The 15,027-nt window shown below is 70.9% G+C and carries 13 protein-coding genes; 6 read left to right on the top strand and 7 right to left on the bottom strand.

The window, feature by feature from the left end; genetic code table 11:
- Positions 1-137: 137 nt before the first annotated feature.
- Entirely contained in the window at positions 138-497 is a 360-nt protein-coding gene (locus tag ACH34S_RS20605) for a DUF397 domain-containing protein (RefSeq protein WP_395954309.1), read from the bottom strand.
- The gene (locus ACH34S_RS20600) at positions 494-1,318 is read right to left on the bottom strand and encodes a Scr1 family TA system antitoxin-like transcriptional regulator (protein ID WP_395954308.1); all 825 of its coding nucleotides are present in this window, start codon (positions 1,316-1,318) and stop codon (positions 494-496) included. The genes ACH34S_RS20605 and ACH34S_RS20600 overlap by 4 nt, the downstream gene beginning before the upstream one ends.
- Positions 1,319-1,864: 546 nt before the next feature.
- Here ACH34S_RS20600 and ACH34S_RS20595 point away from each other — a divergent pair.
- Positions 1,865-2,296 (top strand): hypothetical protein, encoded by a 432-nt coding sequence (locus ACH34S_RS20595; RefSeq protein ID WP_395954307.1) that lies wholly within the window; start codon positions 1,865-1,867, stop codon positions 2,294-2,296.
- 62 nt (positions 2,297-2,358) lie between these two features.
- On the opposite strand, the gene ACH34S_RS20590 is transcribed toward ACH34S_RS20595, so the two are convergent.
- Positions 2,359-2,862 carry a hypothetical protein gene (locus ACH34S_RS20590; protein WP_395954306.1) on the bottom strand — a complete coding sequence of 168 codons (504 nt, stop codon included), beginning with the start codon at positions 2,860-2,862 and terminating at the stop codon, positions 2,359-2,361.
- Between the two features lie 207 nt (positions 2,863-3,069).
- Between ACH34S_RS20590 and ACH34S_RS20585 the strand changes: the two genes are divergently transcribed.
- Positions 3,070-3,708, top strand: coding sequence for a maleylpyruvate isomerase family mycothiol-dependent enzyme (locus ACH34S_RS20585; protein ID WP_395954305.1), 639 nt, complete (start codon positions 3,070-3,072; stop codon positions 3,706-3,708).
- A gap of 21 nt (positions 3,709-3,729) precedes the next feature.
- Here the strand turns inward: ACH34S_RS20585 and ACH34S_RS20580 are convergent, their stop codons facing one another.
- From ACH34S_RS20580 to ACH34S_RS20570, 3 genes are read right to left on the bottom strand one after another with little or no spacing between them, the layout of a single operon-like run.
- A complete protein-coding gene (locus ACH34S_RS20580; RefSeq protein WP_395954304.1) occupies positions 3,730-4,710 on the bottom strand; it encodes a sugar ABC transporter substrate-binding protein in 981 nt (326 codons plus the stop codon).
- On the bottom strand, positions 4,707-5,711 hold the full coding sequence (locus ACH34S_RS20575; RefSeq protein ID WP_395954303.1) for an ABC transporter permease: 1,005 nt from the start codon (positions 5,709-5,711) through the stop codon (positions 4,707-4,709). The genes ACH34S_RS20580 and ACH34S_RS20575 overlap by 4 nt, the downstream gene beginning before the upstream one ends.
- Complete coding sequence (locus ACH34S_RS20570) at positions 5,708-7,225, bottom strand: sugar ABC transporter ATP-binding protein (RefSeq protein ID WP_395954546.1); 1,518 nt, start codon at positions 7,223-7,225, stop codon at positions 5,708-5,710. The genes ACH34S_RS20575 and ACH34S_RS20570 overlap by 4 nt, the downstream gene beginning before the upstream one ends.
- Positions 7,226-7,488: 263 nt before the next feature.
- On the opposite strand from ACH34S_RS20570, the gene ACH34S_RS20565 reads away from it, so the two are divergent.
- The 4 genes from ACH34S_RS20565 (at position 7,489) to ACH34S_RS20550 (ending at position 13,844) form a co-directional block, all read left to right on the top strand.
- The gene (locus ACH34S_RS20565; RefSeq protein ID WP_395954302.1) at positions 7,489-9,774 is read left to right on the top strand and encodes a TerB N-terminal domain-containing protein; all 2,286 of its coding nucleotides are present in this window, start codon (positions 7,489-7,491) and stop codon (positions 9,772-9,774) included.
- The gene (locus ACH34S_RS20560; RefSeq protein WP_395954301.1) at positions 9,771-11,153 is read left to right on the top strand and encodes an ATP-binding protein; all 1,383 of its coding nucleotides are present in this window, start codon (positions 9,771-9,773) and stop codon (positions 11,151-11,153) included. The genes ACH34S_RS20565 and ACH34S_RS20560 overlap by 4 nt, the downstream gene beginning before the upstream one ends.
- Positions 11,154-11,220: 67 nt before the next feature.
- On the top strand, positions 11,221-13,458 hold the full coding sequence (locus tag ACH34S_RS20555) for a DEAD/DEAH box helicase (protein WP_395954300.1): 2,238 nt from the start codon (positions 11,221-11,223) through the stop codon (positions 13,456-13,458).
- Between the two features lie 17 nt (positions 13,459-13,475).
- A complete protein-coding gene (locus tag ACH34S_RS20550) occupies positions 13,476-13,844 on the top strand; it encodes a VOC family protein (RefSeq protein ID WP_395954299.1) in 369 nt (122 codons plus the stop codon).
- Between the two features lie 4 nt (positions 13,845-13,848).
- Here the strand turns inward: ACH34S_RS20550 and ACH34S_RS20545 are convergent, their stop codons facing one another.
- Positions 13,849-14,910 carry a hypothetical protein gene (locus ACH34S_RS20545; RefSeq protein WP_395954298.1) on the bottom strand — a complete coding sequence of 354 codons (1,062 nt, stop codon included), beginning with the start codon at positions 14,908-14,910 and terminating at the stop codon, positions 13,849-13,851.
- Positions 14,911-15,027: the final 117 nt, after the last annotated feature.

Below are 15,027 nucleotides of genomic sequence, written 5' to 3'. Positions count from 1 at the left end.
CACTTAGGACGAATACTCGCCTTCAGGGCTGATCAGCGTCTTCGCGCATCGCCGTCGTTGGCTGCTCTCCAAGTACGAAGCCCCCGGTCCGTCGGGTGGACGGAGGCCGGGGGCGCTGTCTGGTCGGGGGGTGGTGGTTAGGCCAGGTCTAGGGTTCCGGCTTTGACCTTGGACGCGAACGCCTGCCACGCGGCGGGGCCGAACACCAGCTTCGGCCCATCCGGGTCCTTCGAGTCCCGCACGGCCACCGCCGCCGCCAAGTCCGCCACCTCGACGCACTGCCCCCCGGTGTTGTCACTCCGACTGCTCTTCTTCCATTCCGCAGAGGAGATCGGCACCATCGGTGCTACCTCGACGCACTGACCACCGGTACCAGTGCTGTGGCTGCTCTTATGCCATTTCACTGGGATCGAAGCCACTTCAACACACTCCGCACCCGACGAATCGCTGCGACTGCTCTTACGCCAGATGCAGGACGACAGGTTGACCACGTTCATAGACCCTCCATGACCGCGCGAACGAAACGCACGGAGTCGCCGGCCGGTAGTGCGGCAGATCGCACTTGATCGAAGGCTACGGCACGCTCGTCCACGTCGCGAGGGTTCTCCAGAAGGGGACCGTATCCGCCTCCGCTGTCCATATAGCACATGCTGGCGCGTTCCTTGAACTCCAGAAGCACGAATCCGCTCGCCTGGTAGACGGGGGCATCGTCTCGGACGACCTGAAGCGTGATATGCGGCTGGCTTGCAAGGTCCTGGAGCCGTTCGAGCTGCCCACACATGACCTCGCGGCCTCCGACCTTCCGTCGGAGAGCGTACTCGCCCAGCACGAAAAGGAACCATGGCGAGTCTTCCTTGGCGAGCAGCTCTTGGCGCTCCATGCGGACCGCAAGCAACTCCTCAATCTTCCCGGGCCGCTGACCGACCTCCAGCACCGTTCGAGCGTAGTCGGGCGTCTGCAATAGCCCTGGAACCAGCAAAGGCGCGAACGCCTTGACGTAGGACGCGTCACCCTCGGCCTCGGCATAGGGACGGAACCCTGGAGGCAGCACCTGCAATCTGCCGAGTTCCTGAATCCACTTCCAGATGCGGTGGAACACCCCGTTCGTCCCGAAGAACGTGTCGCAGGCTTCGGCGAATTCCTCGGAAGGTGCGGAATTGCCCGATTCGACCTGGCCGATCCACTGCGGGGTGAATCCCAGCCTCTCGCTGAGCTGCGGCCGGGACAATCCGGACGCTTCACGATAAGCCCGCAATTCCGTACCGAAGTACTCGGTCGGCGAGCACGGGACACCGGGGTCGCGGGGGCGACGGGGCATGGGAGCCTCCAAGATCCGAAAGCGCTGCGACTTTCTCATCGCACGCGGGGGCTTTCTCGCGCCGGGCTTCTTGCTCTTCTTGAAGATAACCCGATTACAGGAAGATTGGGAGCGGTAACGCACAGAAATCAGAGCGAAGGTTCAGCCGATCATGAACTTGCCCGTTAACGCCGCTGAGCAGGCGTTGGCTCGGCTCCGGGAGGACTTCCAGGGGCATCGAATCTGGCGTGCTACGCGCCACGACGGACTACTCGGAGATTGGGTCGCCACTCTGCACGACCCTAAGGCCGGTGTAGACGCGACCATTGTTCGTAGCACTGCGGAAGAGCTTCGTAAGGCTCTGGCCACCGAACTCAGTCGCGCGACCGGTCGAACCACGGGTCAGCGCAGTAGGTGGGACCGGTGCTAGTCCAATGGAACTGGCCGCATCGCGCCTACGCGACCGTTCCCGCTAAGCCAGTAACGGCCCATCTCGACCGACTTGTAGAGGAACTCACGCGAAAAGGGTGGAAGGCCGTCCCTTGCTACACGGGGACCCAGCCGCTCGTGCGCGTCACCGAGGCGTCCATCCCGGAGTTCGGGGAGAGCGTCAGGCTCGTGCCCGGCACGAAGAGCGGCCTCTGGTGGTTCCGGTCGAGCACGGGTGAGGATCTGGCGCCGCACACCAGGCCGGACGTCGCCGCGGCCAGGGTGATCCGGATTCTCATCCCGTATGTGACGACGATCCTCGCGGCCCGGTCGCATCAGGGCCCGGGGGCGGGCGGGGCGCGGCCCGCTCCCCCGGCCCAGCCGGATCGGTCGGACGGCGCCGTGATCGCCGAGCTGCAGGCGCGGTTCGACGGCGTCGTCTGCTGGTGGGGCGCGTCGACCAACGAATGGTGGGCCGTCGTCCCCGGCGGGACGCGGTGGCAGATCGTCCACGCGGCGGATCCGCCCGGCCTTGCGCGGGCCGTCATCGAGGCGTGGTCCCATCGATGACGTTGCGCGGTGAGAAGGGCCTCGTCCGAGCATCGGACGAGGCCCTCGGTGTTCGCGGCGGGTCAGAGCAGCGGGGTGCCCTGGAGGCCCCAGGTCTTGTTGCCGTCACCATCGTCGTTGACGTTGGCCACGACGTGCCCGTCGGCGCTGTTGCCGCTGATGTTCACGTAAGACCCCGAGCCGGGAAGCCGGCAGGTCGCGGAGCCAGAGCTGCTGCCGTTGATCGCCGAGGTGAAATCGCAGGTCTTCGTCTTGACGTCGGAGTCGTTCTGCTCGATTCGAACCTGCACGTCGAAGTTCTCGAACTTGCCCGACCCCGAATCGCCCCAGCTGACCTTTGCGGTCGCCCACTTGTAGCTGTTGCTGCCGCCCGGGCCGCCCCAGTTGCGGTTGAAACAGAGTTCGACCTTCACGTCGGCGTTGAACCCGTTGGTGGGGTACTCCTTCGTGCTGGTCGCGCACCTGCTTTCGGCGTTGGCCGGGCTTGCCAGCACGAGCGTGCCGATCCCGGTCAGCGACGTCGCGACGAGGCCCGTCGCGAGAATCCGGCCCATGCGCTGCTTCACGTACTCTCCTTGTTCCCCAGTGAAACGTGAACTTTTGGTCCACTGCAAAAGAACTTACCGGACGTCCGTTTTAAAGATCAACTTGAGTCTTCTCCGTGATCAACTCCTCACCGATAGCCAGCGTTGAAAGCGCCGCCGCATCCGTTCGGGGGCCGGGGCGGGGCGCAGGTTGCCGGGGCGCACCGGTGTGCGTTAGGCAAGGTGCTCATGGACCTGAAGCCGCTGGCGCGGGACGAGCGCGCCGAGCTCGCGGCGTTCCTTGAGACGCTGACGCCCGAGCAGTGGGAGGCGCCGTCGCTGTGCGCGGGATGGCGGGTGCGCGACGTCGTCGCCCACATGATCAGCTACGAGGACCTGGGCGTCCGGGAGCTCGCGGGACGGATCGCCCAGGGGCGCTTCACGGTGAGCCGGACGAACGCCGTCGGCGTCGCCGGGGCCGGCACGCGGACGCCTGAGGAACTCCTGGCGATGCTGAGGCGGCGCCTCCAGCCGACGGGGCTGACCGCGGGGCTCAGCGGCCTGATCGCGCTGACCGACGGGGTCATCCACCACCAGGACATCCGCCGCCCGCTCGGCAGGTCCCGCGAGATCCCGGCGGAGCGGCTGCTGCCCGCGCTGCGGGGCGCGCTGAGGTCGCCGGCGATCGGCGGCTTCTGGAGGGCGCGGGGCGTGCGGCTCGTGGCGACCGATCTCGACTGGTCGCGGGGGTCCGGGCCGGACGTGCGCGGGCCCGCCGAAGCGCTGCTGATGGTGATCGCGGGACGGCGCGGCATCGTCCCGGAGCTCTCGGGGCCGGGACGGCAGCGGCTCGCCGACCGCGTCGAACGACCGCCTAGGGACGGCTGAGACCGTCCCAGGGCGGATCGCTCAGACGGCGCAGTAGGGCGGCGCCTTGTCCGTGTTGGCCTTGGTGACGACCAGCTGGGGAACGTTGTCGATCTTCTTGGCCGACGGCTCCTTGCGGAGCAGCGCGACGACGTTCTCCACCGCCATCTCGCCGATGTCCTTCGGCGTGTTGCTGACCGTCACGGCGAACCGCCCGGCCTTGATCGCCTGGACGCCGTCGGGGGTGCCGCCGTTGCTGAGGATCTCGATGTCGGTGCGGCGCGCGGCCCGGAACGCCGCCTCGGCGCCGAAGGCCATGTCCTCGTTGTGGACGAAGACGTACTTGACGCGCGGCCGGGCCTGGAGGAGGTTCTCCGCCACGTCCTGCGCCTTGGCGCGCTGCCAGAACGCGGGCTGCTCGAACACCACTTTCGCCTGCGTCCCGGCGCTCTTCTTGAACGCGGCGGTCATCAGCTCGGCGGCGCCGCCGGGGGCGCCGCCGATGACCGCGACCTCGGCGGGGCGGCCGCCGGTGTCCTGGGCCAGCCAGGCGCCGAGCGAGCTTCCGACCTGGTTGACGTCGGCGACGACCGCGCCGAGGATCTTCGACTGGTCGATGCCGCCCGTGACGCCGGTGAGGAAGATCGGGATGCCCGCCCGGTTGGCGCGGCTCACGCCGCCCCGGAGCGCGTCGACGTGCACGGTCTGCACGACGATGACGTCGACCTTCTTGACGATCATGTCGTCGATGTTCGCCAGTTCCCGGGTCGGGTCCGCCGCGGAGTTCGCCGTCACGACCTCGACGCCCTTCTGGGCGGCCCGCGCCTGCAGCGCCTTCTCCAGGCACATGTGGAACTCGATGCGGTTGCCGTTGACGAACCCGATCCTGATCTTCTTCCCGGACGGGACGGCGCCCTGCTTCTCGCCGTCGTCCACCGAGCAGGCGGTGAACCCGAGGGCGACGGCGAGCGCCGCGGTCAGGACCGCCGTCCGGCGGAGGCGTCCGCGTGAGACATCGATCATGAAAACCCTTTCAGCGAGATTCGACCGCGCAGATGGTTGGTGATGGCCGCGACGAGCAGGACGCCGCCGACCGCGACGTCCTGGTAGTGCGCGTCCACCTGGAGAAGGTTGAGCGCGTTGGCGACGACGCCGAGCAGCACGACGCCGAGGACCGTCCCGGCGACGGTGCCGCTGCCGCCGGTCAGCGCGGTGCCGCCGATCACGACGGCGGCGACGACGGTCAGCTCCAGCTGGAGCCCGCCGGTGCCGGGGCTCGCCGCGCCGAGCCGGGCGACGAGCATGACGCCGCCGAGCCCGGCGAGCAGGCCGCCGAGCGTGTAGAGGAGGAGCTTGGTGCGCGCGACCGGGATGCCCGCGAGACGCGCCGCGTTCTCGTTGCCGCCGATGGCGAAGGCGTTGCGGCCGAACGCCGTCCAGCGCATGATCAGCCAGGCGCCCAGGCAGACCAGCGCCGCGACGACCACCGTCGCCGGGACGAGGCCGAGCACCTCGCCGAACCCGAGCCCGACCAGATGGTCGCCGATCGACACGCTCTGCCCGTCGATGATCAGCAGCGCCACGCCGCCGAGCACGGTGGACGTCGCGAGCGTGACGACGAACGGCGCGACGCCGAACACCGTCACGGCCGCGCCGTTGCCGAACCCGATCGCCGCGCCGACCGCCAGGCCCGCGAGCACCGCCGTCCACTCCCCCGTCCCGGACGCGATCAGCCGCGCGACGATGCCCGCGGTCACGGCCGCGATGGAGCCGAGCGAGAAGTCGATCCCGCCCGCGGTCATGAGCAGGGTGAGCCCGGCGGCCAGGACGGCGGTGACGGCGACCTGCTGCGAGACGTTGAGCAGGTTCGCGCCGGTCAGGAACGCGGAACTCTTCAGCGCGGCGAACAGGCCGATCAGCAGGAGGACGGTCAGGAGCCCGAGGTGCCGGGTCAGGCCCGCCGGAAGCGTCACGGTGGTGGCACGGGCGCGGGCACGGGCGCGGAGGGCGCCGAGGGAGATCATGGCGTGCGCCCTCCCGCGATCAGCGCGAGCAGGTCGTCGCGGGTGACCTGGGCGGTGGGGCGGTCGGCGACCGTCCGGCCGTCCCGGACGACCACGACCCGGTCGGCGAGCCCCGCGACCTCGTCGACGTCGCCGGACACGAGCAGGACCGCCGCGCCGCGCGCGGCCAGCCCGCCGATCAGCCGCTGGACGTCGGCCTTCGACGCCACGTCCACGCCGCCGGTCGGCTCCTCCAGCAGGCACGCGGTCACCTCGGTGCCGAGCCGGGCGGCGAGCAGGACCTTCTGCTGGTTGCCGCCGGAGAGCGCCGCGACGGGCGGGTCTGCGTGCAGGGCCGTGATGCCGTACTGGTCGCGGGCGGCGCGCCCATGCGCGCGGATCCGGCTCCACCGCACCAGCAAGGTGCGGCGGAGGCCGCGGCGGACCAGGTCGAGGTTCTCGTCCACGCCGAGCCCCGGGACCAGGCCGTTGCCGAGCCGGTCGCCGGGCACGCAGCGCATCCCCGCCGCGAGCGCCGCACCGACATTGCCGGACGGGACGTCGCGCCCGCCGATCCGCACCCGTCCGGACTCCGCCCGGCGAAGCCCGCTGAGCAGCGGGAACAGCTCGGACTGCCCGTCGCCGGACGGCCCGAGCACCGCGGTGATCTCCCCGCCGCGGACCGCGAGGTCGAACCCGCGCAGGCGTCCGGTGGTCAGGCCGCTGAGTTCGAGAACGGGCTCGTCGGTGACGGCCGCGCGGTCGTCGTGGCGGTCGGGGCGGTCGTGGGTCTGTTTGCGGAGCCTGTCGCCGGCCATGGCGCGGACGAGGGCGGGCAGGTCGAGGTCCGCGGCCGGGACGGTGACGACCCGGCGCCCGTCCCGCAGGACCGTGATCCGGTCGGCGAGGCCGAGGACCTCGTCCAGGTCGTGGGAGATGTAGACGACGCCGGTGCGGCGGGCGCGGAGCGTGCGGACGAGGTGGTGGATCCGCGCGGCGTCGGCGGCGCCGAGTGTGGCGGTGGGCTCGTCCAGGATCAGGATGCGCCTGCCCCGATGCACCTCCCGCGCGATCTCGACGAGGGTCTGCTCGGCGGGATCGAGCGATGAGGCGATTCGTTCGACGGGGATCTCGATGCCGAGTTCGGCGAGGGCACGCGCCGCCTTCCGCCGCGCGTCCCGCCACGACACCACGCCTAACCGGGTGGGGAGGCGGCCGAGGAGCAGGTTCTCGGCGATCGTCAACCCCGGGACCAGCGACCGTTTCTGATGGACGATGCTCACCCCGGACGCGAGGGCCCGGCGGGGGGTCAGCGCGGTGTGGCGGCGCCCGGCGACATGGACGGTGCCCCGGTCGGGAACGATGGCGCCGCACATCGTCTCCACAAGGGTGGACTTGCCCGCGCCGTTCATCCCGACGACGGCGTGGACCTCACTCGCCGATAACGTGAAATCGACGTCGGTGAGGGCGTGGGCGCCGCCGAACGTCTTGCACACGCCGCGCAGCTCCAGCACCGGCGCGGCCGACCCCCGCATGTCAGGCACGGCCCGTCCGGGCGAGGGCCTGCGTCCCGGTCTGCGTCTGGGAGGCCGTCTCACCGGCGATGCTCACGACGCGGCCTCCGTGACCTCTGCGGCGCGGACCCCGGTGTCCGGCGCCGACCGACCCGGCGGGCATCGGCCGTGGATCGGCCGGCTGTTCGATTGCTCGCCAACGCCCATAATTTCGGCGATTTGGTCGCCCCATCCTAGAGCTACAACCACCCCGCACGACCGCCGAGATCGCACACAGTGACCGGATGCGGACAAGGAGCACCTCGGGCCGGGGCCGGGCCTGCTTCGCTGTCATCCGGACGGCGAGCGGGAGCGTCATCTCTAGCGCATCCGCGGGGGCGCTGAACGGGACGAGGGGGCTCAAGGTGTCATGGGTGGCCGGAGAGGGCGTTGGACAGGCGGTTGAGCAGGCTGGTTCGGCCGGCCGATGGTCGGCGCCCGGGCAGACGTGCCGGGTCGCGGGGCGCACGCTGCCGGGCGGCATGCTGTACGTGGGCACGGACCTCGCCGCCGCGTCCGGGCATGACGTCGAGCCCGCGCTGATCGACCCGCGGCTGCCGGTCGACTTGGGGTCGCCCGACTGGACAGGCCGAGACCTCGGTTACTGGCCGTCCTATTCTCAGATCGCCCCGGGTTGCCGCGCCGCCTACCTGCGCTGGCTGGAGGCCGGACGCCGGCATCGGGACGTGTCCGTCGGGTACGCGTTCCTGTTCCTGTACGGCCTGGAGCGTCGCGTCCTCGTCGACCTGCGGCAGGACGAGACGGCGCGCGCGGCGGAGCTCCCGCTCATCCAGGCCGAGGTGGAGCGGCTGCTTGAGCTGTTCGGATCCGACGCCTCATTCCAGGGCTACGCCACCGGATTCCGCAGGCTGATCGAGGCCGTTTCGGTGGCGGCGGCGGACGGAGCCGCGTGCGCCGGTCCCGCGCCGGAGGCCGACCGGCGGCGGCCATCGGCGCGGCTGCGCGTCGGGCTCGGCGAGTTCGCGCGCGGCAGGCGTCCGGTGCCCGCCGAATGGGCTCTCGCCTGGGTGACGTCCCACCCCGCCCACTCGCCGCGGACGGCCGCCAAACGATGCCCCGGGGAGTTCGCCGAGCTCTTCGCGGTGCGCTACGACGACCGCCATCTCGGCGGGTTCCACATCAAGCCGGCGGGGCCGCCGCCGGCCTTCGCCTACCGTCCGGCGAGCGGCGGCTTCCGCGGACCCGTGACGCTGGAGGTCCCGGGCGTCCCGGACGTGTTCGACCAGGCCCTGCCGCTGCGGCGGCTCGCCTCCCTCGCCGACGAATGCGCCGAGAGCCTGGACGCCTACAGCCGCGTCATCGGCCGCGACCCCGGCCTGCGCGGCACCCTGGCCGCCGCCGCCCTCCTGCCGGAGGAGCTGCTGGATCTCGGCTCGGGGGACGCCGGCGCGTTCACGGAATGGGCCCGGTCGCGGCTGGGCGGTTTCGCCATGTCGGCCGTCCCGGCGGCCGACCTCCTCCGCTGGTCGGGAGCGGACGAGCCCGCCAAGAAGGACGTCATCGCGCTGGCCCGCCTCCTCGGTCACGCGGGCATCGGCCTGGAGCCCGACCCGCGGTTCGGCGGCCCGGTGCCGAAGGGCGGCTCCGTGGTCTTCTTCCACGTCGACGACGCCGTGGACGCCGCGCCGTCGCACGCCTACCGGGCCGCGTCCCTGCTGCTGCACCTGGGAGCGGCGGTCAGCCTGGCGGACGGTCACGTCGCCGTCGAGGAGAAGGAACTCCTCATCGGGCACCTGGAAGAGGCGCTCGACCTGACCCGCGCCGAACGGACCCGGCTGCGCGCGCATCTGCGCTGGCTGCTGGCGACCGAGGTGAAGCTCACCGGGTTGGCGCGGCGCATCGAGACCGTCGAGGAGAGGCAGCGCGAGCATCTCGCCGGGTTCCTGTCCGCCGTGGCCGCCGCCGACGGCCGGATCGACCCCGCCGAGGTGAAGACGCTGCGGCGCATCGCGAAGCTCCTCGGCCTGGCACCGGAGGTCATGGACGAGCACCTCCGCGCCGCGGCGTCCGAGATGAACGGGGCGCCCGCGGTTCCGCCGCCCGCGTCCGATCCGGTGGTCGTGCGTCCGGGCCGGCCTGAGCGCGGACACGCCGTCCCGCCCCCGGCCGCCGAACCCGCCGCCGCTGGGCCTGGCGTCCACCGGGGACACGGGCTCGGCCTGGACGAGTCGCTGCTGGCCGCGCGCATCGCCGAGGCCGCCGAGGTCTCCGCGCTCCTGGGTTCGGTGTTCGGCGACGACGACCCCGCGCCCGCGCCGTCGCCGCCCCCGCCGGGTGTCGCGCCGGTGGCCGGGCTGGACGGCGGCCACTCCCGGCTGATCAGGGCGCTGCCCGCGCACCCGACCCTGCCGAGGGCCTCGTGGGAGGAGCTGGCGGCCGCGCACCGGGTGCTCCCGGACGGCGCGATCGACCGCCTCAACGAGGCCGCCTACGAGACGACCGGTGAACCAGTGATCGAAGGAGACGACCCGTTGGAGATCAACCGCGAGGCGCTGGAGGCGATGCTGTGACGACGCACGAGGCCGACGCGGCGCAGGACCCGCGCCCCGCCGCGCCGGTCCGGATCCGGCCGCGTGAGCGCGACGCCCTGCTGCAGAGCCTGCGGGCGGGCGTCGTTCCCCGGGTCGGGCAGCAGCACGTCCAGGTCGGCCGCGTGGCCGAGGTGCGCGCGATGCTGGCAGACGTCGAGCGCATCGCCGACGGCGGCTCGGCCCTGCGCTTCGTGATCGGCGACTACGGGGCCGGCAAGACGTTCTTCCTGCACCTGGTCCGGTCGATCGCGATGGAGAAGCGCCTCGTCACCGCGCACGCCGACCTGAACCCCGACCGGCGGCTGCACGCCACCGGCGGCCAGGCGCGCGGGCTGTACGCCGAGCTGATGCGCAACCTCGCGAGCCGGTCCAAGCCCGACGGCGGCGCGCTCCCCGGCGTCGTCGAGCGCTTCGTGTCCACGGCGCTGGCCGAGGCGGAGCGGACGGGCGAGACGCCCGACCAGGTCATCCGGTCGCGCATGCGGCACCTGTCCGAGCTCACCGGCGGGTACGACTTCGCGGAGGTCGTCGGCGCCTACTGGCGCGGCCACGACAGCGGCGACGAGCATCTGAAGTCGGCGGCCGTCCGGTGGCTGCGCGGCGAGTACGCGACGCGGACGGACGCCCGCGCCGCGCTCGGCGTCCGCACGATCATCGACGACGGGACGATGTACGACCATCTCAAGCTGATGAGCCGCTTCGTCCGGCTGGCGGGCTTCGACGGCCTGCTCATCTGCGCCGACGAGATGGTGAACCTCTACAAGCTGGCCTCGACGAGGGCGCGCAACGCCAACTACGAGCAGATCCTCCGGATCCTCAACGACACGTTGCAGGGCAGCACGGGGCATCTGGGCTTCCTGTTCGGCGGCACCCCCGAGTTCCTCCGGGATTCGAGGCGCGGGCTGTTCAGCTACCCGGCGCTCCAATCGCGGCTGGCCGACAACGCCTTCGCCGCCGACGGCCTCGTCGACCTGACGGGCCCCGTCCTGGAGCTGCAGCCCCTCACCCAGGAGGACTTCTACGTCCTGCTGACCAAGCTGCGTCACGTCCACGCCGGGGGTGACGCCGGCGCCCACGTCCTTCCCGACGAGGCCGTCATGGCCTTCATGCGGCACTGCTCGGAGAAGATCGGCGACGCCTATTTCCGCACCCCGCGCACGACGATCATGGCGTTCTGCGACCTGCTGGCCGTCCTGGAGCAGAACCCCGGCACGGACTGGCAGAGCCTGGTCGGGTCGGTGACCCTCGCACCGGAGCAGAACCCCGACCTGGCCCCGCTGGACGAGGACGACCCCGACGACGACCCGCCACCCGGTGACCCGCAGCGCGATGACGACTTCACGACCTTCAAGCTCTGACGGCGGCTCACGCTCCTTCGACCTGCTGCACCCGGCCGTCCAGCGATGGATCTGGCAGAGGCGGTGGATGGCGCTGCACGACGCGCAGGAAGCGGCCATCCCGGCGATCCTCGCAGGGAAGGACGACATCCTCATCTCGGCGGCGACGGCGGCGGGAAAGACCGAAGCCGCCTTCCTCCCGATCTGCTCCGCCCTGGCAGGACCGCGCGACGAGGGAGGCGGTTTCGGAGCCGTCTACGTCGGGCCGCTGAAGGCGTTGATCAACGACCAGTTCGAGCGTCTCGAAGAGCTGTGCGGCCACCTGCAGATCCCGGTGCACCGATGGCACGGGGACGTGGGCGCCGCCCGGAAGGCACGGCTCGTCCGGCAGGCCACGGGCATCCTGCTGATCACGCCCGAGTCGCTGGAGGCCCTGCTCGCCAACCGCGGAAGCCGCGTCCTCGCGATGTTCGGCAGCGTCCGGCACATCGTGATCGACGAACTGCACTCCTTCATCGGCACCGAACGGGGAGCCCAGCTGCGCTCGCTGCTGCACAGGCTGGAACTCGCCGTCCGGCGGCGGATCCCGCGCGTCGGCCTGTCTGCGACGCTCGGCGACATGGACACGGCGGCCGAATTCCTCCGCCCCGGCGGCGGAGACCGGGTACGCCTCATCGACTCGGCGTCCGACGGCCAGGAACTGCGCCTCCACCTCAAGGGTTTCTTGAACGACACGCCACGCCGTCCCGAACGGCCGGAACCGGGACCGGGCTCGGAACCGGGACCGGGCTCGGAACCGGGACCGGGCTCGGAACCGGGACCGGGCTCGGAACCGGACGACGAAGCCGCCGGCGGTGGCATCCGCGCCATCGCCGACCACCTGTTCGCCGTCCTGCGCGGCTCCAACAACCTGGTCTTCGCCAACTCCAGGGGGAACGTCGAGCTGTTCACCGACCTCCTCGTACGGCGAGGCGAGCAGGCGAGGGTGCCGAACGAGTTCGTCCCGCACCACGGCAGCCTCTCCAAGGAGATCCGGGAGGACACCGAGGCCCGGCTCAAGGACGGCTCCCGGCCCGTCACGGCCGTCTGCACGTCCACCCTGGAGATGGGCATCGACATCGGTTCGATCGTGTCGGTCGCGCAGATCGGCCCGCCGCCGGGCGTGGCCGCGCTCCGCCAGCGCCTCGGCCGCGCGGGCCGCCGGAGCGGGCCCGCGACGCTGCGGATGTACGCGTTCGAACCCGAGCTCACGTCCACGTCCCCGCCGCAGGACGAGCTGCGCACCCAGCTGGTCCAGATGATCGCCGTGGTCGGCCTGCTGCTGGACCGCTGGTGCGAACCGCCCGAGAGCGGCGGGCTGCACCTGTCCACCCTCGTGCAGCAGATCCTGTCGTTGATCGCCCAGCACGGCGGGGTGCTCCCGGAGGACGCCTACCGTGCCCTCTGCGCACGCGGCCCGTTCCAGCACGTCGAACCGGTCCTCTTCAAGGCCCTGCTCCGCGACCTCGGCGAGGCCGACCTGCTCCGCCAGGACGGCAGCGGGCTCCTCCTGCACGGCGGCGAAGGCGAACGCATCGTCAACCACCACTCCTTCTACGCGGCGTTCCACGCACCGGAGGAGTACCGGCTGGTCACCGCCGGGCGGACGCTCGGCTCCCTGCCCATCGCGTTCCCGCTCACCCCCGGCGACTTCATGATCTTCGCCGGGCGGCGCTGGAGGATCGTCGACGTCGACCCGGCGGGCAAGGTCGTCGAGCTGGCACCGTCCGGCGGCGGGAAGGCGCCCCAGTTCACCGGCGGCCCCGCCGACGTGCACGACCGGATCAGGCGCGAGATGAGGCTGATCTACGAGTCGGAGACGATTCCGGCCTACCTCGACGCCGGCGCGCAACGCCTGCTCACCGAGGCCCGCACCGCCTACCGGCGCCTCGCCCTCGCCGCGACGCCCGTCATCGGCTGGGGCGACGACACCCTCCTGGTCCCGCTGCGCGGCGACACGATCATGAACACGCTGTCCCTCGCCCTGCACCAGCGCGGCGTCCCGGTCGACCGGCAGGGCGCCGTCCTCGTCCTGGCCGGCACCGCACCCGGCGACGCGATCGACCACCTGACCGCCCTCGCCGCGGACCCGCCCCCGGAGCCGGGCGCGCTCGCCGTTGTCGTCCCCGACAAGGTCATCGAGAAGTACGACGACGTCCTCGGCGAGGAACTGCGCACCCTCGCCTACGCCGCCCGCAAACTCGACGTCCCCGCGACCTGGGCCGCCCTCCCGAGCATCGCCGCGTCCGCCGCGAGTTCGACCGGCACGCCGATGGACGATGCGTGACCTGCTTGGCTTAGCGCATGCTCATCCTCGGATCCATAGTTCTAGGAGCGTCGGACGTACGCCGCGCAGCCGCGTTCTGGATGGAAGCTCTGGGATACGTCCCACGCGACGAAGTAGACCCCGCGTGGACGGTCCTGGTCCCGCCAACCGGAAACGGCCCCAACCTCGCACTCGGGCTGAGCGACACACCCGTCCAGGCACATCCCCGAGTACACCTAGACCTCTACGCGGAGAACGCAGCAGACCAGGCCGCCGAAGTTGAACGACTGGTGTCCCTGGGCGCCAGTCACGTCGACTGGGACCTCTATCCCGAGAACCCCGACTTCATCGTCCTGGCCGACCCTGAAGGCAACCGCTTCTGCGTAATAGACACCAGCCACACCTGACCGGCTAGGACTCTTCCGCCGGCTGCATGGAACGCAGAACGACTCGCCGAATGAGCTGCACATCGGTGAGAGGCCCCGTAGAGGCGGCGAAACCGAACTTGAAGGTATCCGGCATGGGCTGAGGCGCGGCGAATCGCAGAACCCGCTTGAAGCCGCCACCATCCCGAAAGTCGATATCGACCGTCACGACCGGATCCCGTCCAGCCGGCACCGCCACCCTGACGACCCTCTTCACCGGCTCCAGCAGCCGTTCGGCTCGCTTCGCCGTGACGTTGGCGGGCATCGCTCTCAGATCCCCGTGCAGCCGCCCAGGAAGCGACGATGACCAGACCCCACTCGCTCTCTTGTGGCTGGTCGTGGCGTCGAGCAGGCAGTACCCGGTGACACCGTTCCCCGGCCCACGCGCGCTGACGACGTTAGGGCCGGGAGCGGGCGGGCGGAACGACGTCCCGGCCGGGGAACGCCGCTCGCAGCCGTTCCCGCGCCCTTCCCCGTCGCCGAAGTACTCGCCGAGCACGTCGAGCCCGATGCCGAGATACCCACCGTCCACCCCGGGGACGAACTGCGCATCGGGTCTGCCGCCCGGCAACTTCTGCGCGTAACCGAGGCTCCCGCCGAACGCACCCGGCGTACTGAGCCGCCGAGCACCGTCCGTCAGGAAGAACGAGATCCCATCAGCGGGCGCCCGAGTGGTATTCCCGTACTGCCACTGCTCGAAGATCACCTCCAATCCCTCCCGCGCAGGGATCGGCGAGTCGAACAGAACAGCACCGGTCACTTCGTCGTGCGCATCAGTGAGCTGTAGATATCCACGCGGCGCCGCATTACCGGGCGGCACTGGCCCGACCGGATCCCGGCGACACCCCCTGAGCGGATGATTAGTGGCCTCCGCCTCCAACGTTCCGCGCCGCGCGCCTGTCAGGCAGGCCGCCCCGTACCCGATGAACCGCGAATCCGCGGTAGCCCCAGCGAACGACTCCTCGACCAGAACCGAACCGGGAACCCGCTCCGCGGCCCCCGCATGCCCGATCGAGACCGCGCCGACAGCAGCGACCCCGAGCGCCACCGCACCCCGAACCCACCGATACCTCATCCCGCTGCCCCCACAGATTAGAAGCGACCCGTCCTACCGCCCCCAATCTGAACACACGCTTACCGCAAGAACTCCCCATTGCCACCACCA

The sequence above is a fragment of the Actinomadura sp. 3N508 genome (genome assembly GCF_044326375.1).
In the GTDB taxonomy this organism is placed as follows: Bacteria; Actinomycetota; Actinomycetes; order Streptosporangiales; family Streptosporangiaceae; genus Spirillospora.
This window is presented reverse-complemented; position numbering and strand designations above follow the sequence as displayed.